The following is a 19,943-nucleotide window of genomic DNA, read 5'->3' as shown; positions in this document are numbered from 1 at the left end:
GGTACCCATGCACGCGAAGCCCTCGGCGACCCCGAAGGGCGGCGGCATCCTCAGGCAGCCGACGTCGGTGTGGGCGACCGCCTTCGCCGCGGTCGTCGCCTTCATGGGCATCGGCCTCGTCGACCCGATCCTGCCCGCGATCGCGGCGAACCTGGACGCCACGCCGAGCCAGGTCTCGCTGCTGTTCACCAGCTACTTCCTGATCACCGCGGTGGCGATGCTGGTGACCGGCTGGGTGTCCAGCCGGATCGGCGGCAAGCCGACCCTGCTGATCGGGCTCGCGCTCGTCGTGGTGTTCGCCGCGCTCGCCGGGACGTCCGGGACCGTCGGCCAACTCGTCGGTTTCCGCGCGGGTTGGGGCCTCGGCAACGCCCTGTTCGTCGCCACGGCGCTAGCCGTGATCGTGGGGGCCGCCTCTAACGGAGCCGGAGGCGATCCGGGGGGCGTGGGGGGTCGTCCCCCCTCGAAGGGGAACGGAGCCGGAGGCGATCCGGGGGGCGTGGGGGGTCGTCCGCCCTCGAAGGGATGGCGCGGGGCGGAGTCGGCGATCATCCTTTACGAGGCGGCGCTCGGCCTCGGCATCTCGCTCGGCCCGCTCGCCGGCGCCCTGCTCGGCGACATGAACTGGCGCTTCCCGTTCTTCGGCACCGCCGCTCTCATGGCGGTCGGCTTCCTGCTGATCAGCACGCTGCTCAGGCCCCCGCCGCGGCCCGCCGAGAAGACCCGCCTCAGCGCGCCCATCCGGGCCCTGGCGCACGGCGGCCTGTCCACCACCGCGTTCACCGCGCTGTTCTACAACTACGCGTTCTTCACCGTCCTCGCCTTCACCCCGTTCGTCCTCGGGATGAGCGCGCACGGCATCGGCCTGGTGTTCTTCGGCTGGGGCGTCATGGTGGCGCTGGCGTCGGTCTTCGGCGCCCCCCTGCTCCAGCGGCGCATCGGAACCGTCCGGGTCATGTACCTGGCGCTGGCGCTGCTGGTCGTGTTCCAGCTAGGCCTCGCGTTCTTCGGGCACGCCGGGATCATCGTCTGCACGGTCCTGTCCGGCATCCCGATCGGGCTGAACAACACCGCGTTCACCGAGGCCGCGATGGAGGTCTCCGACAGCCCGCGGCCCGTCGCGTCCGCCGGGTACAACTTCGTCCGGTGGACGGGCGGCGCCCTCGCCCCCTACGCCGCGACGAAGCTCGCGGAGGAGGTCGACGCGAAGCTGCCGTACGTCGTCGGCGCCGCCTGCTGCGCCGTCGCGATCGGGATCCTCGCGGCGCGCCGCCGCCACCTGGAGCCGCTGGAGCGGGTCGACATCGACCACGCCTTCCAGGACGCCCCCGCGGCGGCCTGACGTCCGAACGGAAGAGGCCCCCGGACACTCCGGGGGCCTCTTCCGTGTCGTGCCGCTGAACGGGCCGGTCAGTTCAGGCCGTTGAGCTTGGCGATGCGGCGCTCGTACATGCGGATGACGTCCTCGCGGCCGGCGTGCTTGCGCTCGTACTCGCGCAGGAGCTTCACCTGGTCGGCGGACAGCCCGCGCAGGCGCGCGCGCAGCTGCGGCAGCGTGGCGCTGTCGTAGTCGGGGACCGGGAGGTCCTCGGCGATGTGCTCGGCCTCCGCCTGCGCGGCGGGCTTGGCCTCCGGCTTCGGCTCGAACGCCGCCTCGTCGACCTTCTTCTCCGGGGCCTCGCCCTCCTCTGCCTTGCCCTTCGCGGCCTCGGCCGGCTTGGGCTCGGGCTTGGCGGGCCCGGGCTCGGCGGCCTTCGGGCTCGGGGCGGGCTCGGCCTGCGGCGCGGGCTCCGGCTTCGGCTCGGACGGCACCGGCTTCGGCGCGGGCTGGGCGACCGGACCGGCCGCGCCCTCCGCCTTGGCGTGGTGCCTGCCCAGCGCGCCCGGCTTGGCGGGCTTCGGCGGCGGTCCGGGACGGGCGTGCTTCGGCGCGTGGCGCGTCCCGCCGCCGGGCTTGCCGACCGAGATCTCCTCGGTGGCGGTGCCCCTGGCGGCCGTGCTCGTGGCGGCCGCGCGCGAGGCGGCCGTCCTGGTGCGGCGTGCGGGCTCCGGCTCGGGCTCGGCCTCGGGCTCCTCACCGCGGACGCGCTCGGCGACCAGCCCGACGACCTTCCCCGCCGTGTGCTGGACGTCGTCGCGGAGCCGGCCGATCACCGGCTTCACACCGCCGCCCTCGGTGATCTCCTTGTAGTCCCTGGTCACCCGGTCGGTCAGCAGCAGCGCCCGGCCGACGCCGAACATGGCCAGCCGGACGGCGTGCAGCGGGAGATCCCGGACCTGTTCCCCCAGGTTGTCGCGGACCTGCTCACTGAGGCGGCGCGGCGATTTCCTCATCGGATGTTCCTCTTCCTGCCTCGTCTCCGTCCCCACTCACTCTGCCCCATCGGTGCAACCCTGGTCACGCGGGGTGAATGGAATTCTGGCAAAGCGTGCCGTGGAGTCGGTCACAGCGCCGCCCCTCGTACGATGGAGCCATGACCTCCACCCAGCGCCGTGTCCTGCTCGCCAAGCCGCGTGGTTACTGCGCGGGCGTCGACCGGGCCGTGCAGACGGTCGAGATCGCCCTGGAGAAGTACGGGGCCCCGATCTACGTCCGCAAGCAGATCGTCCACAACGTGCACGTCGTGAAGACGCTGGAGGAGCGTGGCGCGATCTTCGTGGACGAGACCGAGGAGGTCCCCGAGGGCTCCATCGTGGTGTTCTCCGCCCACGGCGTGGCGCCCGTCGTGCACCAGGAGGCCGCGGGCCTGAACCTGCGCACCATCGACGCGACCTGCCCGCTGGTGACCAAGGTCCACAAGGAGGCGGTCCGCTTCGCCACCCAGGACTACGACATCCTGCTGATCGGCCACGAGGGCCACGAGGAGGTCATCGGCACCACCGGCGAGGCCCCCGACCACATCCACCTCGTCGACGGCCCCGGCGACGTCGCCAACGTGCGCGTCCGCGACCCCGAGAAGGTCGCGTGGCTGTCGCAGACCACGCTGTCGGTGGACGAGACCGTCGCCACCGTCGAGAAGCTCCGCGAGCGGTTCCCCAAGCTGATGGACCCGCCGTCCGACGACATCTGCTACGCCACCCAGAACCGGCAGGTCGCGGTGAAGGAGATGGCGGCGCAGGCTCAGCTCGTCATCGTGGTGGGGTCGACCAACTCCTCCAACTCCGTCCGGCTGGTCGAGGTCGCCAAGGAGCACGGCGCCGACGCCGCCTACCTCGTCGACTACGCCGAGCACATCGACCCGGCCTGGCTGGAGGGCGTCACCACCGTGGGCGTCACGAGCGGCGCCTCCGTCCCGGACGAGCTGGTCCAGGGGGTCCTGGCGTGGCTCGCCGAGCGCGGCTACGGCGAGGCCGAGGAGATCGAGTCCGTTCCGGAGCACATGCGCTTCTCCCTGCCGAAGGAGCTCCGCAAGGACCTGCGCATCACGCCCGTCTAGTCACGCGGGGACGAGCGCCCGGCGGGACGTCCCGCCGGGCCCGTGGGCGTCAGCGGCCGGAGTCCGGCGCCGGAAGGTCGAGCAGGAAGCTCCTGAGCGCCCCGCCGATCTCGTCCGGCGAGTCCTCCTGCAGGTAGTGGACGCCCTTGACGGTCACTTCCCGCTGGTTGGGGAAGGTGCGGGCGAACTCGGCCGCCCGGCCGACGAGCAGGGCGCCGGGTTCGGCCGCGACGAACAGCTTGGGAACGGGCGTTGCGGCGAGCCAGCGGCCGTAGGCCTCGACGATCTCGGCCACGTCTTTCGGCTCGCCGTCGATCGGGAGCTCGCGGGCGAAGGCCAGCGTGGGGAGGCGCGACTCGGGCGTGCGGAACGGGGCGCGGTAGGCGTCCATCTCCTCCTCGGTCAGGACGCGCACGACGCTGCGGGGCAGCACCGTCTCGACGAAGAAGTTCTCCTCGAGCACCAGCTTCTCGCCCCGCTCGGACCGCATGGCGCGGAACAGCTCCTCCCGGCCCGGCGGGAAGTCCGTCCACAGGCGCGGCTGGACGATGGCCTCCATGTAGGCGATGGCCTTGACCCGGCCGGGGTTGCGGGCGGCCCAGTGGAAGCCGAGCGCCGATCCCCAGTCGTGCAGGACGAGGGTGACGTCCGCGGTCAGCCCCATGGCGTCGAACCAGGCGTCGAGGTGGCGCGCGTGGTCGGCGAAGCGGTACGCGGGCGCCGGGCCCGAGCGCCCCATGCCGACGAGGTCGGGCGCGAGGCACCGGCCGAGGTCCGACACGTGGGGGATGACGTTCCGCCACAGGTAGGACGAGGTCGGGTTGCCGTGCAGGAAGACGACGGGGTCGCCGGAGCCGGATTCGGTGTGGTGCATTTCGGTGCCGAGCACGGGTGTCATGGGCACGGGGTTCTCCTGGTCATCTCAGGACCGTCGTGAAGACGACGTCCTTGAAACGGTGCAGCGGTTCGGGGGTGCGCTCGACCTTCATGCGCAGGATCGCGCCCTGCCATGAGGCCAGCAGGAAGTCGGCCAGGTCCGGGGCGGGGACCGTGAGGGTGATCCGCCCCTGCGCCGCCGCCTCTTCGAGGCAGTGGACGAACGGCGCCCGCCACTCGGCGAAGATCTCGGCGAGCCGCGTCCGGATGGCCTCGCTGTGCTCGGCCGACTCCAGGCTCAGGTTCCCGACCAGGCAGCCGTGCCGCCATCCCCGGGCCTCCAGCCGGTCGGTGATCGCGTCGAAGTAGCCGCGGAGCCGCTCGACCGGGTCGCGCTCGGCGCCGAGCGTCTCGGCGGTGAGCGTCTCGGCGGTGAGCGACCGCACGTCCGCGAAGTAGCGGTCGAGGATCTCCAGGCCGAACGCCTCCTTGGAGGCGAAGTGGTTCGTGAACGACCCCTGCGGCACCGAGGCCGCGGAGGTGATCTCCCGGACGCCGGCGGCCGTGAACCCGCGCCGCCGGACCACCTCGAGACCCGCGTCGAGGATCTGCTCCTTGTTCGATGGTCTGGCCATGGGGAGTAATATGTACGACCGTATTGATTTCGTCAAGCCAGGTCACGGCGCTGGGCGCTGCGGAACTCTTCTCAGCCGCGGCCCGACCGGCCGGGTCAGTCGTCCTCGTCGTGGGGGAGGCGGCGCCGGTCCCGGTCCGGGGCGGGGGTCTCGTCCCACCGGACGGGGTTCTCGTTCTCCTCCTTCTCGAAGAGCCGGACCCCGACCAGTTTGTCGTGCAGCTCCCGCGCGTTCGTCATGACGCCGCGGGCCAGGCAGATCACGACCACGAGCAGCGTCCCGAAGAACAGCCACGGCGCGGTGGCCGCGAGCGCGGTGAACACGCCCACGGTGACGGCGCGCAGCAGCGAGCCGCCGCCGAGCGCGGTGGTGAACACCACCGTGAGCGTGGCGGCGAGGAACACCAGCGGCGGGCTGACGACGAGCGTGAGCAGGTCGGCGGGACGCGTCGCGAACGCGGCGAGCGCGCAGCCGATCGCGAACCCGGCGCCGGCGAGCAGCGGCACGTCGAACCACCGCGACAGCAGCCCGCACAGCACCCCGGCGGCGAACATGACCACGATGCCGCCGCGCCCGGTGAGCGTGACCGGGCCGGGCGAGTCCGACCGGGGCGGACCGCCGCGCCGCCGCCGCGCCGGACGCTCCGGGGACGGCGAGGCGCCGTCCGGCGCGTCGCGTACCGTCGATGAACTCATCGCCACCTCTTCCCCGTGGGAGGCGGACCCCCCACACGCCCCGGCCCGCTCCGGTCACGGACGTTCCGCGGATCGCCCTGCTCGGGGACGTGCCCGCCGAGGCCCGCCGCATCCGCGGCGGGACCGCGCCGGGTCTGCTCCCGATCAGGCAGATGGTCCTCGTCGTCGAAAAGTTCGTCGTATGCGGTCAGTTCGGCCGCGGAGAGGGCGCGGGGGCTCTCCTCGACAGGATGGGGGCTTTCCAAGCCGTCGTCCACCACTCCGAGCTCGTTCAGCTTGCGCGCGCTGACCAGGACGCGCGTCTCCAGGGACCCGACCGTCCGGTTGTAGGACTTGATCGCTCCGGTCAGCGCGCGGCCGAGCTCGTCGACGTGCTGCCCCATCGTGCCAAGCCGCTCGTACAGCTCCTTGCCCAGCTCGAACACGGCGCGGGCGTTGCGCGAGAGGGCGGCCTGCTGCCAGGCGTAGGACGCCGTCCGCAGCATCGTGACGAGCGTGGTCGGCGTGGCGATGTGCACCCGCCGCCTCATCGCGTACTCGAGGAGGCCGGGGTCGCGCTCGAGGGCGGGCGCCAGGAACGCCTCGCCCGGGATGAACAGCACGACGAACTCCGGCGCCGGGCTGAACGCCTGCCAGTACGACTTCGCCGACAGGCGGTCGACATGGTCGCGCAGGTGCCGAGCGTGCGCGTCCAGCCGTACGGGGTCGCCGCTCTCCGCGGCCTGCAGGTAGGCGGCCAGCGAGACCTTGGAGTCGACCACGATGTTCTTGCCGCCGACCAGCCGCACGACCATGTCGGGGCGGACCGTGCCGTCGGCCGTCACCGAACTGGCCTGCTCGTCGAAGTCGCAGTGGTGCGTCATCCCGGCCAGCTCCACGACGCGGCGGAGCTGGAGCTCGCCCCAGCGCCCCCTGGCCTCGGGCCGCTGCAGCGCACGGACGAGCGACTGCGTCTCGCGCCGGAGCTGGTCGGAGCTCTGCCGGACGAAGTCGACCTGCTTGGCCAGCATGGCGTGCGACTCGCGGCGGCCCGTCTCCACCTCGCGGAGCTGCTCCTCCACCTTGGCGAGCGTCTCCTTGAGCGGCGCGACCAGGTGCTCGACGGCCTGCTGCCGCCGCTGCAGCTCCCCGGCGGCCTCGACGCCCGCCGCCTTGAGCCGCGCGTCGGCCAGCTCCAGGAACCGCTGGTTGCTGGCGTCCAGGGCCTTCGCCGACAGGTTCTCGAAGTGCTCGGCCATCCGCTCCTCGGCGTAGGCGAGCTTCTCCTCGGCCGCCCGCGCCCGCGCGATCAGCGCGCCCTGCCGGCCCGTCGCGAGCGCGTACCCGGCGACGGCGCCGAAGACGGCGCCGACGAGGAGTCCGGCGAACAGCGCGAGGTCCATCCGTTCATCGTGGCAGCGCGCCCGCGATCGGCGACCGCGACGCGCCGGGATCCCCCGCGTCACCGGACATTTGGCCCAGTGTTCACCAAGGGGAGGCCGTACGGAGGTTCCGGGCAGCCCGAGGGGTCCGCGCGCGCCATAAACTTGACCGCCGTGAGCCTCTCCATCGGAATCGTCGGGCTGCCCAACGTCGGCAAGTCGACCCTCTTCAACGCGCTGACCAAGAACGACGCGCTGGCCGCCAACTACCCGTTCGCGACCATCGACCCCAACGTCGGCGTGGTCGGCGTGCCCGACCACCGGCTGACCGTGCTCGCCGAGGTGTTCGGCTCGCAGAAGATCATTCCGGCGACGATGGAGTTCGTCGACATCGCGGGCATCGTCAAGGGCGCGTCCGAGGGGCAGGGGCTCGGCAACAAGTTCCTCGCCAACATCCGGGAGACCAACGCGATCTGCCAGGTCATCCGGGCGTTCGAGGACCCGGACGTCACGCACGTGGACGGCGACGTCGTCCCGTCCCGCGACATCGAGACGATCAACACCGAGCTGATCCTGGCCGACCTCCAGACGATCGAGAGGGCGCTGCCGCGCCTCGACAAGGAGGCCCGGACCAAGAAGGACAAGGACAAGCTCGCCGTCGTCGAGGCCGTCAACGCCGCGCAGAAGCTCCTGAACGACGGCGTCACGCTGTTCGCGGGCGCCGAGCAGGCCGGCGTCGACCTCGACCTCCTGCGCGAGCTGCACCTGCTCACCGCCAAGCCGTTCCTCTACGTCTTCAACCTGGACGAGAGCGAGCTGACCGACGAGGTCCTGCGCGAGCGCCTGCGCACCCTGGTCGCCCCCGCCGAGGCGGTCTTCCTGGACGCCAAGATCGAGGCGGAGCTGATCGAGCTGCCCGACGACGAGGCGCTCGAACTGCTGCAGGGGATGGGGCAGGAGGAGTCCGGCCTGTCGCAGCTCGTCCGGATCGGGTTCGCGACCCTCGGCCTCCAGACCTACCTGACGGCGGGGCCCAAGGAGGCGCGCGCCTGGACGATCCGCAAGGGCGCCACCGCGCCGGAGGCCGCCGGCGTCATCCACACCGACTTCCAGCGCGGCTTCATCAAGGCCGAGATCGTCTCCTTCGACGACCTGACCGCGGCCGGCTCCATGGCCGCCGCCCGTACGGCCGGCAAGGTCCGCATGGAGGGCAAGGACTACGTCATGCAGGACGGCGACGTCGTGGAGTTCCGCTTCAACGTCTGACGGTGACGCCGTAGGCGAGCGGCGGGGGCCGCAGTCGGCCAGGGTTCCGGCGCGGCCGTGTCGGGCGGCACCCCATGTGATTTTGGCGACACGCGAGGCCGTTCGGACCACTGTGCTCTGTGAGCTGCGTGTTTTGGCGTTGAGTGTCGTAAATATAGCGCTATGTCCCATATTTTCGGGGAGCGGATTGCGGCCGCCGACGCCATCCCGTGACCAAGCAACTCCCCGAGGCGCCGCGCTTGTCCGGTACCGGGGCCCGCGCGCCGTTCGGCGGCCCGGATAGGGGAACGTCACCGTTTGGCAATCTTCCCCGTTCCTGCTGAGGTGGATTGCATTATCCACAACCGCGTGCCGGGGCTGTGCTTCGCCGGGATGCGCTGGAACAATTGACGCCCGTGGTTACCCTGGGCCCGAGGTGGGTTCAGAAAAGCCACCGGACATGACCAGCACACAGGACCGCGCCGACCGGGGGCGAGGCGCGAGCGGAGGCAGGATGGCTCGCAGGTCGGCCGTGGGACGCGGCCGTGACACCGCCGTCGTCGACGAGACCGCGGCGCCCGGCCGGGCGCTCGCGTCGTCCGCCGACCCGTGGGACCTGCCCGGCCACGGCCGCGGGTCCGGAGGCGGCGGCTCGCGCGGCGGCGGCCGCTGGGGCGGCTCCGGCGGGCGCTGGTGGGTCTGGGTCGGCCGCGCCGTGCTGTGGGCGCTGATCATCGTCATCCTCGTCAACGGCGTCCGCGCCCCGTTCGAGCGGTTCACCTCCGCCGAGAAGGCCGGCGGCGCGGGCACCCCGTCCAAGCCCCCGAAGAACGCCGGGTTCCCCAGCAGCGCCGCGGGCGCGTTCGCCCTGCAGTTCGCCAACGTCTACCTCAACTACGACCAGAAGACCGCACCCGCCCGCGAGGCGCAGCTGAAGACCTTCCTGCCCGACGGCGCCGACGCCCAGTACGGGTGGAACGGCGTGGGCAAGATGCAGGTGCAGTCCGTCCAGGTCGCCGGCGTCGACGCCCGCGACGCCAACAACGCCACCGTGACGCTCCTGGCCCGCACCGCCGACCGCTGGCTCCGCCTCGCCGTCCCGGTGTACGCCGACCGGAGCGGCTCGCTGGTCGTCTCCGCCCGTCCCGCCCTGCTTCCCCCTCCGACCAAGGCGCAGCTTCCCGAGGACGGCGTCCAGGACCGCGACACGGCCCTCGAGACCGAACTCCAGCCCTTCCTCGGCACCTTCTTCCAGGAGTACGCGACCGGCAACCAGGCGGCCCTGTCCCGCTTCTCCAACGGGACGACCATCGCCGGCCTGGCCAACTCCGTCACCTTCGTCCAGGTCAAGGAGGTCGTCGCGCCGAAGGGGCCCGGAGGCTCGCGCACCGTCACCGCGACCGTGGTGTGGCAGCCCGCCGGGGGCGGCGGCGGCGAGCTCGAGCAGAGCTACCAGCTCGCCATGGTGAAGAAGGGAACGACCTGGCTCGTCCAGGACATTCGCGGCACCACGCAACCGAGCGCATCATGAGAGGCCGCGAAGTGAACACGACGACCCCCAGCCCGACCGCCGACCAGGGAAGGTAGCCGATTCGATGTCGCAGCACGTCATGGCGCCGATTCCGCACGAAATCCTCGCGGCCGGCGAACTCGGGCCCGCCGTTCCTCCCGACCGCGTCCATTGCGGCGCCGTCCTTCCCGTTCACCCGCGAGATCACGCGCTTCGTCAATTCACCTGCCCGGCGATCGGAATCGGAGTGGTCCGCTAGTGCCCGACGACATCGAGACCACGGCCAAGGCGACCGCCGAGGCCCTCGGCGTGGACGTCTCCTGACCCATACGGAGGTCCGAAGGCGGCACGGTGCCCGCGCAGTTAGGGGAGTAGGGGCGTGGATCTACCCACGTACACGAACATCTGGCGCATCGAGAAGCGGCTCTACAAGCTGTACGACCTGCGGCTTCCGATGCCGCTGCCGCTGGTCCAGATCGGAGTCTTCCTCGGCGTGTTCGTGCCGTGGATCGTGCTGCTCCGGGTCGTCGGGATCCCCTTCGAGTCCCCCTGGCACGTGCTCTACATCGTCCCGCCGGGCGTGCTCACCTGGATGGCGACCCGCCCCGTCATCGAGGGCAAGAGGCTCACGGAACTGCTGCTCTCCCAGGGCCGCTACCTCGCCGAGCCCCGCACCTGGTGCCGCCTGACCCCCATCCAGGAGCCCCGCGAGGTCGTCATCGTGGCCCGCGTCTGGCGCCGCGCCGGCGCCCCGGTCCCGGCGGCCGCGATGGAACGTGCCGCGATCAAGTCCCGCCGCCGCGGCCGCCGCCGCGCCGCCGAGCCGGAGCCCGTCGAGACCCCCGCCGCGACCCCGGTCCCGGTCCCGCGCCCCGCGGCCGCCGCCGCGCCCCCGTCCCTGGTCGAGTACGCGGCCCAGCGCGAGGCCGTCCCCGCCGCCCAGCTCCCCGCCGCCCAGTTCTCCGCCCCCGAGCCCTCCGTCCCCCGTCCCGCCGAGCCCGAGCCCGCCGCCCCCGGCCCCGCCGTCCCGCCCAAGGCCTGGCGCCGCACCACCCGCGACATCGCGCACGAGGACGACGTCCTCCCGTTCGCCGCCGACGTCGAGCGCCCCCCGGCGACGCCGCGGCTGGAGGTCCCCCCGCCCGGCCCGCCCCCGGGCTCCGGCAAGCGCGCCCTGGCCTCCGGCGTCCGCCGTCCGGGCGAACCGGCCGAGTTCTGGCAGGCCGTCCCGGCCGGCGACACCAGGCCCGACGTCCCCCAGCTGCCGCGCGCCGACGCCCGCGAGGCCGCCGAGGAGATCGCGAACGCCCCCGAACCCGCGGCGCCGAGCGTCCGGTGGGTGCGCCCCGCCGAGCCGGGCGACGGCGTCACGCGGCAGTCGCCCGCCGAGCCCGAGCAGGCGCACGCCGCGGAGGGCGAGCGCGTGCGCGCACCGCGGGCGTTCAACGGCGAGCCCGGCGACAAGAAGGTCGCCGGAACCCGCATCCGGGCGCAGGGAACCCCCGCCCCGCAGCGCCCCACCCCCACCCGCCCGGACATCCCGATGGTCCCCGGCGCCTTCGGCGCCCAAAACCCCAGCCCGGCACAACCCCCAAGACCCACCCCCGCCCACACGACCCCACCCGCCACGCCAGAGCAGGAACCCGCACGGCCGGAGGCCGCGTCGCCGTCCGCACCGGACGCCCCGCGCTCCACGTCGCCTGCGCAGCCCGTGACGCGGCCGGAGCACCCGGCGCCCCAGGCGGAGTCGCCCGCCACGCCGGAGCAGGAAGCCGCGCGGGCGCGGTCGGCGCAGCCGCCCGTACCGGCGGAGCGGGCCGGCGCTGAGGCGGAGGCGCCCGCTGTGCTGGAGCGGCCTGCTGACTCTGAGGGGGGCGGTGGGGAGTCGCAGGCGCCTCGCGCGCCTTCGGGGCGGCCTGTGTTGCGGCCGGAGCAGCCCGTCATGTGGTCTGGGCGTCCTACCGCGCGGCCGGAGCAGCCCGCTGCGCGGTCGGGTACCGAGGAGGCGGGTAGCGAATCGGAGCGTGGCGGCGCGGCGGCTGGAGTTTCGCCCGTGCCGCCGGAGCGGCGTCCTGGATGGTCGGGGCAGCGGCCGGAGGCGCCCGCCGCCTCGGCGGAGCAGGCGGGTGCGCCGCCCGCGCCGCACCAGCAGGTGCCCATGGTGCGGCCCGCCTCGCCGCCGGAGCAGCCCGGGGTGCTGCGGGAGCCGCCAAGACCCTGGTCGCAGGGGCTGTCCAAGCCGCAGCGGCCCGCGGCCCCCGGCGACCTCGGCCGCCCGGCCGCGCCGGTACCCCCGCCGGCCGAGCCTCCGGCGGTCGCGGAGCCGCCGCGTCCGGTGGAGGAGGAGGCGCCGCCGCGGGAGGTCCGGTCGCAGCCCGCCTCGCCCGTCCGGCCGCGGCCCCTGCCGCCGCCCCCGGCGCCCCCGCCGTCGGGTCCGGCGATCACCCCGCCCGGTCCCGAGCACGAGGTGACCTCCGGCGGGCTGCGCAGGCTCATCCACGCGGTCGGCGGCGGGCACGGCGAGGTCGACGCCGACTACCAGCAGCGGATCCAGCAGCCGTTCCACGGGACGCGGCACGTCGTCGTGCTGGGGTGCACCGGCGGGGCGGGGCAGACCGTCACCGCGCTGATGCTGGGGCACACGTTCGCGCAGCACAACGGCGAGCCGGTCGTCGCGATCGACGTGAACCCCGGGCCGGGCGCGCTCGCGCGGCGCACCCGCAGCGACACCAACGAGACGCTGACCGGGCTCATCACGCGCGCCGACCAGGTGTCCAGCCTCACCGCGATGCGCCGGTACACCTCGCAGGCCAAGTCCGGGCTCGACGTCATCGCGGCGGGCAAGAACCCGCTGCAGGCGCTCGACGACCGCGACTACGCGCTCGCGATCCGCACGCTCGACAAGTTCTACTCGGTGACGCTGCTCGACGCGGCCGCCGCCGTGGTCGCGCGCGTCCTGCCGTACGCCGACCAGATCGTCCTCGTCGCGCCGGCGAGCGCCGACGCGCCCCGTGCCGTCGCGATGACGTTCGAGTGGCTGGACGGCCACGGCTACGAGGAGCTGCGGTCCCGCGCGGTGACGGTCATCAACGGGGTGAGCCGCCGCAGCATGGACGACGTCGAGCAGGCCGAGGCCGTGGCGCGCGGACGTTGCCGGGCGCTGGTGCGCATTCCATGGGACGATCACCTGAGCATGGACCGCGCGCCGCGCAACGAGCTGAAGTCGTTGCGCACGCCGACGCGGCGTGCCTATCTTGCCCTCGCCGGCGTCGTGGCCGGCGGCTTCACCGTCATGCCCGAGCGTTACCAGGAGCTTCAGCAGGAGCAGGAGGCCACCCGATGAGCGCCCCTCGCGGGCATCGAGCGGAGACCGTAGTGAACCGGGCATTGCTGGCGGACCCGCCTGACGTTCATGACCGTCCGGATTGCGAACACTCTCCCGGGCAGCCCTGTGCGGCCGCCCGCGCGAGGAGAGAATCGTTGATCGGAACCGGCGTCGGGAGGGCGGCATGAGCAAGTCGAGCCGACTGGCCGTGCGGTACTTCGACGACCGCGTCCTGCTGACCGACAGCGCCGCCTGGGCGTACTTCCGGCTGCCCACGGTGTCCTACGAGTTCACCACCGGTGAGGAGCGCGAGGCGCTCGCCACCAACATCACCATCGCGCTCGCCGGCATCCGCATGCAGGACGCCGAGGTCCACCTGCGGATCGCGCACCGGACGTATCCGGCGGCGGAGTGGGCGCTGGCCCTGGACCGGACGTCCGACGGCGGTCCCGGGTGGCGGGAGTACCTGGAGGAGACCTACGCCCACGTGTGGGCCAAGGACTTCTGGACCAAGGAGGTCTACCTCGGGGTGCGGCTCGGCCCGCGCGGCATGGGCGCGCAGTTGTCGGGCGGCGTCCTGTCGCAGCTCCTCAAGGTCTACAAGCGCAGCGAGAACGTCCTCGGCGTGCACGACGACGCGGTCGACAAGAAGGAGATCGCGCGCTGGACGGAGCAGGCCGAGCGGATCGGCCGCGCGCTCGGCGGGTCCGCCCTGTACGCGAGGCACGCCACCTCCACCGAGGTGGCGTGGCTGTTCCAGCACGCGGTGACGGGCTCGCTGGCCGACCCGCCGCCGTCCGCCGTCCCGCGCAGGACGTGGGGCAAGGGCGAGATCGAGTCGCTGGTGGAGGGCGCCATCCACAACGGGCGCTCGTACCTGCGGATCGAGCAGCCGAACTTCACCGGCGCGGGCGGCGGCGCCACCGCCGCGTCCTACGTCGCCTACCTGTCGTTCGCGCGGTTCCCCGACATGATGCCGTTCCCGGACGGCGAGCCCTGGTTCCACTACGCCGACGCGCTCCCGTTCCCCGTCGAGATCAGCGCGCGGATGAAGCTGGTCCCGCCGGCGAAGGCGTCCAAGGACGTCTCGCGCAAGCTCGCGCACGCCCGCGACATGGACCAGCACATCCGGGAGGCGGGCGCGGAGGCGCCGATCGCGCTCGCCGAGCAGATCGACGCGGCCCGGATGCTGGAGCACGGCATCACCAAGGAGCGGCTGCCGTTCGTGTACGGGTGGCACCGGCTGATCGTGTCCGCGCCCACCGAGGACCTGCTCGCGCAGCGGGTGGACGCCGTCGTCGAGCACTACCGCGACATCGGCATCGACGTCGTCAACTCGACCGGCGACCAGTTCTCGCTGTTCCTGGAGTCGCTGCCCGGCGACCAGATCCGGCTGAACGCCTACGCGCAGCGCCAGCCGCTGCGCACCATCGCGGGCGGGATGCCGGTCGCGACCGTCGACCTCGGCGACCGCACCGACGACGAGGGCGGGGGCTGGGTCGGCCCGTACATCGGCGAGACGCTCGGCCGGGCCCGGGCCATCGTGCACTTCGACCCGCTCGTCGCCGCGGCCCGCAACCGCCCGACGGCCGTCGCGATCACCGGTGAGCCCGGCGGCGGCAAGACCACGCTCGCGCTGCTGCTGATCTACCAGATGTCGCTGCGCGGCGTCACCGTCGCGGCGATCGACCCGAAGGGCGACGCCGAGTCGCTCGTGGAGCTGCTCAAGGCACGCGGCAGGAAGGCGCGCATCCTGCCGCTCGGCTCGGCCGCGCCCGGGCTGCTCGACCCGTTCTCCTTCGGCGACGACCTCGCCACCAAGAAGATGATGGCGACCGAGACGCTGCGGCTGCTGCTCCCGCGCATGTCGGAGGAGCGCGAGTCCGCGATGATCCAGGCGGTCGGCGCGGTCGCCAACGCCGAGCGGCCCTCGCTCGGCCGCGTCGTCGACTACCTGGAAGGCGCCGACGACCCGGCGTCCAAGAACCTCGGCGCGGTGCTCCGCTCGATGTCGGAGATGCGGCTCGCGCGGCTGTGCTTCGACCCGTCCGGCGGCGAGCGCATCGACACCGCCGGCTGGACGACCGTGTTCACGCTCGGCGGGCTCACCCTGCCGGACGTCACGATCCCGCGGGAGGACTACTCCTACGAGCAGCGGCTGTCGGTCGCGCTGATGTACCTGGTGTCGCAGTTCGCACGGCGGCTGATGCACGGCCTCGACCGGCGGCTGCCGAAGGCCATCTTCCTGGACGAGGCGTGGGCGATCACCTCGACGCCGGAGGGCGCCAAGCTCGTGCCCGAGGTGTCGCGCATGGGACGCTCCCGCAACACCGCGCTGATCCTGGTCTCCCAGAACGCGGGCGACCTGCTGAACGAACAGGTGACGAACTGCCTGTCTTCGGTGTTCTCGTTCCGCTCCACCGAGCGGGTCGAGGTCGGAAACGTGATGTCCCTACTCGGGGTCGAGGCGTCCGACGAGCACAAGGCCGTGCTGCGCAACCTCGGCAACGGCGAATGCATCTTCCGTGACCTCGACGGCCGAGCGGGGCGCATCGGCGTCGACCTGATCTCCGAGGAACTGCAGCGTTGGCTGGACACCAACCCGACCCGGTCCCGTCCGGGCACGTCCGAACTCACCGCCGCGGGGGCCGAGGTCGAGGAGGTCTCCCGATGAGGGGTTCCCGCAACGGGACGGCGCGCCTGCAGCGCTCGCCCGGCGAAGGACTCGACCGCGCGGACCTGCGCCGCCCCCGGCGCCGCGCCCGCCGCGCGCCGCGCACCCGCCGCTCGGTGATGCTGCTGGTCGTCATGGCGCTGTTCATGCTGGGGCCGCTGACGCCGGCGTCGGCGTCGGTCCCGCAACTGCCGAACCCGCTGAACGACGTGTGCAGCCCGGCCGACCATCCCCCGCCCGAGCGGTACGGGTCCGGGACGGACGGCATGATCAAGCCGCCCGACTATCCGGACGAGAAGCTCCAGAAGACCCCTGTCGAACGGCTCACCTACTACGACCGGTACGGCACCGCCGGGCAGACCTGGTACGCGGTCGACATGGGCTGCTCGGACGCGATGTCGATGATGGGCAACGCGATCGCGAACACCGTGTTCACCCTCGTCCGGACGGTCGACCGGACGACGATCAGCGTCTACCAGGCGGCCGCGTCGGAGTCGCTGCTGAGCTGGCTCAAGGACACCGTCGACGGGGTCATCATCGACCTCGGCAAGACGTTCAACGCCCGCTACTGGTCGTGGGTGGTCATCCTCGGCGCGATGTGGCTGGCGTGGTGGGGTCTCGTCCGCAAGCGGGCGAGCAAGGTCACCGAGGGCGTGGTCTGGATGATCGCCGCGATGGTGGCGCTGGTCTGGCTGATCGCGCGGCCCGCCGACTTCACCACGCTCGGGACGAAGGTCTCCGAGGCGACCAGCGCCGCCTTCAGCGCCGCGCTGCCACCGAGCGACACCGAGGGCGGGACGTGCGTTCCCGTCCCCAACGGCAAGCCCGATCCGGCGACGTCGCAGAGCATCGACGCGACGTCCCGCAACGCGAACGCGCTGTGGGTGGCGCTGGTCTGCAAGCCGTGGCTGCAGGGCGAATTCGGCACCAGCGATCCCAACGCGAAGATCATTAAGCAGAACGCCGACAAGCTGCTCTGGTCGCAGGCGGTCGATCTTCCAGAGACGTACGGGACGAACAAGGTCGACCTGGGGAAGAAGGCCGACGCCTACAAGGACGTCACCAAGGACATCAAGGACAACCATCCCGAGAGCTATGCCCTGTTCCAGGGCAAGGCCTGGGAGAACCGGCTGGGAGTGGCGCTCATCGCGCTGTTCGCGGCCCTGGTCGCGGGCATGCTCATCCTGGTCATTGCGACCGCGCTGATCGTCGTGAAGATCGCGTTTCTGCTGCTCCTCGTCGCGGGGCCGATCTTCCTCGGGATCGGCATCCATCCGGGTGTCGGGCGCGTCATCGCCATGCGCTGGCTCGAACTGCTGCTCTCCATGCTGCTGAAGCAGGCCGCGCTCATCGGGGTGCTCTCACTGCTGCTGTGGGCCTACAGCCTGATCCTCGGCGAGACGCTGCCATGGGGCCTGCAGGTGCTGTTGATCGCGCTGGTGACGTTCGCGGCGTTCGTGTACCGCAAGCCGTTCCAGCACCTGTTCTCCGCCGTCGGCTACTCCGCGGTCGGGGCCCGGGAGAAGGGCGAGGCCGAATTCGGCAAGTCGGTCGCGGCGGCCCGCAAGAGCACCGAGGCGATACCGCCGGTGGCCGCCTACCAGATGTTCCGCAAGGCCAAGGAGGACCCGGCGGTGGCCGCGGCCATCATCGGCGGAGTGACGGGCGGCGCGACGACCGGCGCGATGGCCGGCGCGATGAACTCGGCCGACAAGTCGGCGCCCGGCGCGGGCGCGGAGCAGTCGCCTGAGGACGCCCCGGTCCTCGCGGCCAAGCCGCGGGGTGCGGGCGCCGCCGGCGCCGGGGCGGCGCAGGGGCGGTCCAAGCGCGGCGCTCCTCCGCTGAACCTGCCGACCAGGGCGGGTGCGCTCGGCGACCGCCGCACCGACGGCGGCAAGGCGGCGGCCGCCAGGCCCGGCGGCGTCACCGTCGCCAAGGGCGACGGCGAGGACTCCGGAGGCGGAGGCGGGTCCGGCAAGGGCACCGTCCGCCCGACCTCCTGGACCGGGCGCGGCGGAAACGGTGGCGGCGTCTCCGGTGGCGGAGGCTCGGGCGGTAGCGGCGGCTCGGGCGGCTCGGGCGGCGGTTCTGGTGGTTCCGGTGGTTCCGGCGGCGGCGGTGCCAGCTCCGGAGGCGGTGGCTGGTTCTCCGGCGGCGGACGCTCGTCCGGCTCCGTCGAACGCGGACGCGGCCGTGGGGGCGGCGGTTCCAACGGCGGCTCGGGCGGCGGCGGTGGCGGCTGGTTCTCCGGCGGCGGCAGCGGCGGTTCGGGCGGTGGCTCGGGCGGCGGCTCCGGGAGCGTCCCCCGGCAGCGCGGCCGCTCCGGCGGCGCCGCGAGCGGAGGCCCGTCGCGGCCCGAGCCGGGCGGGCGGCGGCAGCCCCCGCCGCTGTGGGGCAGGGGCGGCTCCGACGCCGGCCCGCCGATCCCGTTCTGGCTGCGTCCGGCGGATCGCCGGTCCGGTGAGGCGGATCGGGACGAGTGATGAACCTGACCGACCGGCGGCGCAAACTCCTGTTCGCGGGTCTCGTCGTGCTGCTGGCGGCCGTCGGCGTGTATCTGACGGTCGCCGCGCCCTCCGACGAGTCCGGCGACGAGCCGCAGGCACGCCCGACCGCCACTGCGTCGCCGCCCCCCGCGTCGCCGCCGCCGGGGATCCAGAGCACCGTGAACCCTGACGACTTCGACGTCTACCGGCTGCTGCCGTTCTCCCGGCGGGAGTTCGCCGCGGCGGCGGACCTCGCGCAGCGGTTCGTCACCGCCTACGGGACGTACCGCTACGACGAGACCCCCCAGGCCTACGTGGCGAAGTTCGCCGGCCTGGCCACCGACGACCTCGGGCAGCGTCTCGGAGAGGGGATGGCGGCGCCCGCGATGGTGGAGGAGCGCCGCAAGGAGCAGTTCGTCGCGCAGGGCGCAGCGTCCCTCGATGAGGTCCGCGACATCGAGAAGAACTCGATCATCTTCCTGGTGACCGGCCGCCGGCAGGTCACCAGGAACGGCCGGACGAGCAGCGACAGCAAGCAGTACGCGGTCACCGTGACGAGGTCCGGCGGCTCGATGAGGGTCTACTCGTTCGAGCCGGCGGACGCCGGGCAGGCGGGTGACACGGGATGAGCACGCGGATACTGCTGTTCGTCGGCGGTCTCTGCGTCGCCGCGGTGATGTTCGCGGCGCTGGTCTCCGTCCCGATCCTGTTCGGCACGGGCCAGTTCCTGTACGGCGGCGGAGTCGGCGGCGGCGGTTGCGTGGACACGGCCGCCGCCGGTTCGCAGCCCGCGGCGGCCGGTGACGCGAAGGCGGTCCCCGCCGACTACCTGAAGCTGTACCAGGAGGCGGGCAAGGAGTACGGCATCCCCTGGAACGTCCTGGCGGGCGTCGGCAAGGTCGAGACCGACCACGGCAGGTCGACGATGCCGGGCGTGTCCAGCGGGGAGAACTACGCGGGCGCGGGCGGCCCCATGCAGTTCCTGGAGCCGACGTTCAAGGCGTTCGCGGTGGACGGCGACAAGGACGGCAAGAAGGACCGCTACGACCCGGCGGACGCGATCCCGACGGCCGCGGCCTACCTCAAGCACAACGGCGCCCCGGACCGGATGCGCACCGCGATCTTCCAGTACAACCACTCGTGGGACTACGTGGACCTCGTCCTGGACTGGGCGAAGCGCTACGTCGGCGGCGAGTTCAAGGTCGTCCAGGCCAACGGGATCAACTGCGAGGACAACCAGCTCCCCGCCAACGTCAGCGCCCTCGTCAAGACGATCATCGCGTTCGCCATGGCGCAGCGCGGCAAGCCGTACGTGTTCGGGGCGAACGGGCCGGACGCCTACGACTGCTCCAGCCTGATCCAGGCCGCGTACCGGCAGGTCGGCCTGAACCTCCCGCGCACGACGTTCGAGCAGTGGCCGTTCGGCGTGAAGATCCCCAAGGGCAAGGAACAGCCAGGCGACCTGGTGTTCTTCAACTCCGGCCCCGGGACGTCGCCCGACAATCCCGGCCACGTCGGGATGGTCATCGGCGGCGGCAAGATGATCGTGGCGAGCTGCTCGTCGTGCGTGCCCGCGATCGGCGTGAAGACCTACAAGAAGCCGAACTGGGTCGGGGTGACGCGCCCGCTCGCGCGGCCCGACTTCAAGAAGAAGGTGTCGGAGCTGGCCGCGCGGCAGTGACCGCCCGGCGCGCGGGAC

14 protein-coding genes are annotated in these 19,943 nt (G+C 72.6%); 9 read left to right on the top strand and 5 right to left on the bottom strand.

Features of this window, described 5'->3' with window-relative positions:
* The first annotated feature begins 7 nt into the window (after positions 1-7).
* A complete protein-coding gene (locus AB0C21_RS29145) occupies positions 8-1,342 on the top strand; it encodes an MFS transporter (protein ID WP_500208491.1) in 1,335 nt (444 codons plus the stop codon).
* A 68-nt stretch (positions 1,343-1,410) separates the two neighbouring features.
* On the opposite strand, the gene AB0C21_RS29140 is transcribed toward AB0C21_RS29145, so the two are convergent.
* A complete protein-coding gene (locus AB0C21_RS29140; RefSeq protein WP_500208490.1) occupies positions 1,411-2,334 on the bottom strand; it encodes a DUF8129 domain-containing protein in 924 nt (307 codons plus the stop codon).
* A gap of 140 nt (positions 2,335-2,474) precedes the next feature.
* Here AB0C21_RS29140 and AB0C21_RS29135 point away from each other — a divergent pair, with 140 nt between their 5' ends.
* Complete coding sequence (locus AB0C21_RS29135) at positions 2,475-3,437, top strand: 4-hydroxy-3-methylbut-2-enyl diphosphate reductase (protein WP_500208489.1); 963 nt, start codon at positions 2,475-2,477, stop codon at positions 3,435-3,437.
* A gap of 49 nt (positions 3,438-3,486) precedes the next feature.
* Here AB0C21_RS29135 and AB0C21_RS29130 read toward each other — a convergent pair whose 3' ends face one another.
* The 4 genes from AB0C21_RS29130 to AB0C21_RS29115 form a co-directional block, all read right to left on the bottom strand.
* Positions 3,487-4,335, bottom strand: a complete 849-nt coding sequence (locus tag AB0C21_RS29130) for a haloalkane dehalogenase (RefSeq protein ID WP_500208533.1) — start codon at positions 4,333-4,335, stop codon at positions 3,487-3,489.
* 19 nt (positions 4,336-4,354) lie between these two features.
* Positions 4,355-4,948: a TetR/AcrR family transcriptional regulator gene (locus tag AB0C21_RS29125; RefSeq protein WP_500208488.1), complete on the bottom strand. Its 594-nt coding sequence runs from the start codon at positions 4,946-4,948 to the stop codon at positions 4,355-4,357.
* Between the two features lie 95 nt (positions 4,949-5,043).
* Complete coding sequence (locus AB0C21_RS29120; protein ID WP_500208487.1) at positions 5,044-5,643, bottom strand: DUF6542 domain-containing protein; 600 nt, start codon at positions 5,641-5,643, stop codon at positions 5,044-5,046.
* Positions 5,640-7,025 (bottom strand): DNA recombination protein RmuC, encoded by a 1,386-nt coding sequence (locus tag AB0C21_RS29115; RefSeq protein WP_500208486.1) that lies wholly within the window; start codon positions 7,023-7,025, stop codon positions 5,640-5,642. The genes AB0C21_RS29120 and AB0C21_RS29115 overlap by 4 nt, the downstream gene beginning before the upstream one ends.
* Before the next feature lie 153 nt (positions 7,026-7,178).
* Here AB0C21_RS29115 and ychF point away from each other — a divergent pair, with 153 nt between their 5' ends.
* The 7 genes from ychF to AB0C21_RS29080 all read left to right on the top strand — a co-directional run bounded on the left by ychF (position 7,179) and on the right by AB0C21_RS29080 (position 19,925).
* Entirely contained in the window at positions 7,179-8,270 is a 1,092-nt protein-coding gene (ychF, locus tag AB0C21_RS29110) for a redox-regulated ATPase YchF (RefSeq protein WP_500208485.1), read from the top strand.
* Positions 8,271-8,763: 493 nt separating this feature from the next.
* Positions 8,764-9,780 (top strand): conjugal transfer protein, encoded by a 1,017-nt coding sequence (locus AB0C21_RS29105; protein WP_500208484.1) that lies wholly within the window; start codon positions 8,764-8,766, stop codon positions 9,778-9,780.
* A 358-nt stretch (positions 9,781-10,138) separates the two neighbouring features.
* The gene (locus AB0C21_RS29100; RefSeq protein WP_500208483.1) at positions 10,139-13,102 is read left to right on the top strand and encodes a TcpE family conjugal transfer membrane protein; all 2,964 of its coding nucleotides are present in this window, start codon (positions 10,139-10,141) and stop codon (positions 13,100-13,102) included.
* 166 nt (positions 13,103-13,268) lie between these two features.
* Positions 13,269-15,758, top strand: coding sequence for an ATP-binding protein (locus tag AB0C21_RS29095; RefSeq protein WP_500208482.1), 2,490 nt, complete (start codon positions 13,269-13,271; stop codon positions 15,756-15,758).
* A complete protein-coding gene (locus AB0C21_RS29090; protein ID WP_500208481.1) occupies positions 15,755-18,241 on the top strand; it encodes a type IV secretion system protein in 2,487 nt (828 codons plus the stop codon). Before AB0C21_RS29095 ends, AB0C21_RS29090 begins: the two co-directional genes overlap by 4 nt.
* A complete protein-coding gene (locus AB0C21_RS29085) occupies positions 18,241-18,873 on the top strand; it encodes a hypothetical protein (RefSeq protein WP_500208480.1) in 633 nt (210 codons plus the stop codon). The genes AB0C21_RS29090 and AB0C21_RS29085 overlap by 1 nt, the downstream gene beginning before the upstream one ends.
* Positions 18,870-19,925 carry a C40 family peptidase gene (locus AB0C21_RS29080; RefSeq protein WP_500208479.1) on the top strand — a complete coding sequence of 352 codons (1,056 nt, stop codon included), beginning with the start codon at positions 18,870-18,872 and terminating at the stop codon, positions 19,923-19,925. The genes AB0C21_RS29085 and AB0C21_RS29080 overlap by 4 nt, the downstream gene beginning before the upstream one ends.
* The last annotated feature ends 18 nt before the right edge of the window (positions 19,926-19,943 follow it).

Source organism: Spirillospora sp. NPDC049024 (assembly GCF_040649235.1).
Lineage (GTDB): Bacteria > Actinomycetota > Actinomycetes > Streptosporangiales > Streptosporangiaceae > Spirillospora.
Note: the sequence above shows the minus strand (reverse complement) of the source record. Positions and strands in the feature narration are given on the sequence as shown.

Coding starts and splice junctions, on each gene's coding strand:
- AB0C21_RS29145 (WP_500208491.1), top strand. CDS start 8: ATGCACGCGAAGCCCTCGGCGACCCCGAAGGGCGGCGGCATCCTCAGG.
- AB0C21_RS29140 (WP_500208490.1), bottom strand. CDS start 2,334: ATGAGGAAATCGCCGCGCCGCCTCAGTGAGCAGGTCCGCGACAACCTG.
- AB0C21_RS29135 (WP_500208489.1), top strand. CDS start 2,475: ATGACCTCCACCCAGCGCCGTGTCCTGCTCGCCAAGCCGCGTGGTTAC.
- AB0C21_RS29130 (WP_500208533.1), bottom strand. CDS start 4,335: ATGACACCCGTGCTCGGCACCGAAATGCACCACACCGAATCCGGCTCC.
- AB0C21_RS29125 (WP_500208488.1), bottom strand. CDS start 4,948: ATGGCCAGACCATCGAACAAGGAGCAGATCCTCGACGCGGGTCTCGAG.
- AB0C21_RS29120 (WP_500208487.1), bottom strand. CDS start 5,643: ATGAGTTCATCGACGGTACGCGACGCGCCGGACGGCGCCTCGCCGTCC.
- AB0C21_RS29115 (WP_500208486.1), bottom strand. CDS start 7,025: ATGGACCTCGCGCTGTTCGCCGGACTCCTCGTCGGCGCCGTCTTCGGC.
- AB0C21_RS29105 (WP_500208484.1), top strand. CDS start 8,764: ATGGCTCGCAGGTCGGCCGTGGGACGCGGCCGTGACACCGCCGTCGTC.
- AB0C21_RS29095 (WP_500208482.1), top strand. CDS start 13,269: ATGAGCAAGTCGAGCCGACTGGCCGTGCGGTACTTCGACGACCGCGTC.
- AB0C21_RS29090 (WP_500208481.1), top strand. CDS start 15,755: ATGAGGGGTTCCCGCAACGGGACGGCGCGCCTGCAGCGCTCGCCCGGC.
- AB0C21_RS29085 (WP_500208480.1), top strand. CDS start 18,241: ATGAACCTGACCGACCGGCGGCGCAAACTCCTGTTCGCGGGTCTCGTC.
- AB0C21_RS29080 (WP_500208479.1), top strand. CDS start 18,870: ATGAGCACGCGGATACTGCTGTTCGTCGGCGGTCTCTGCGTCGCCGCG.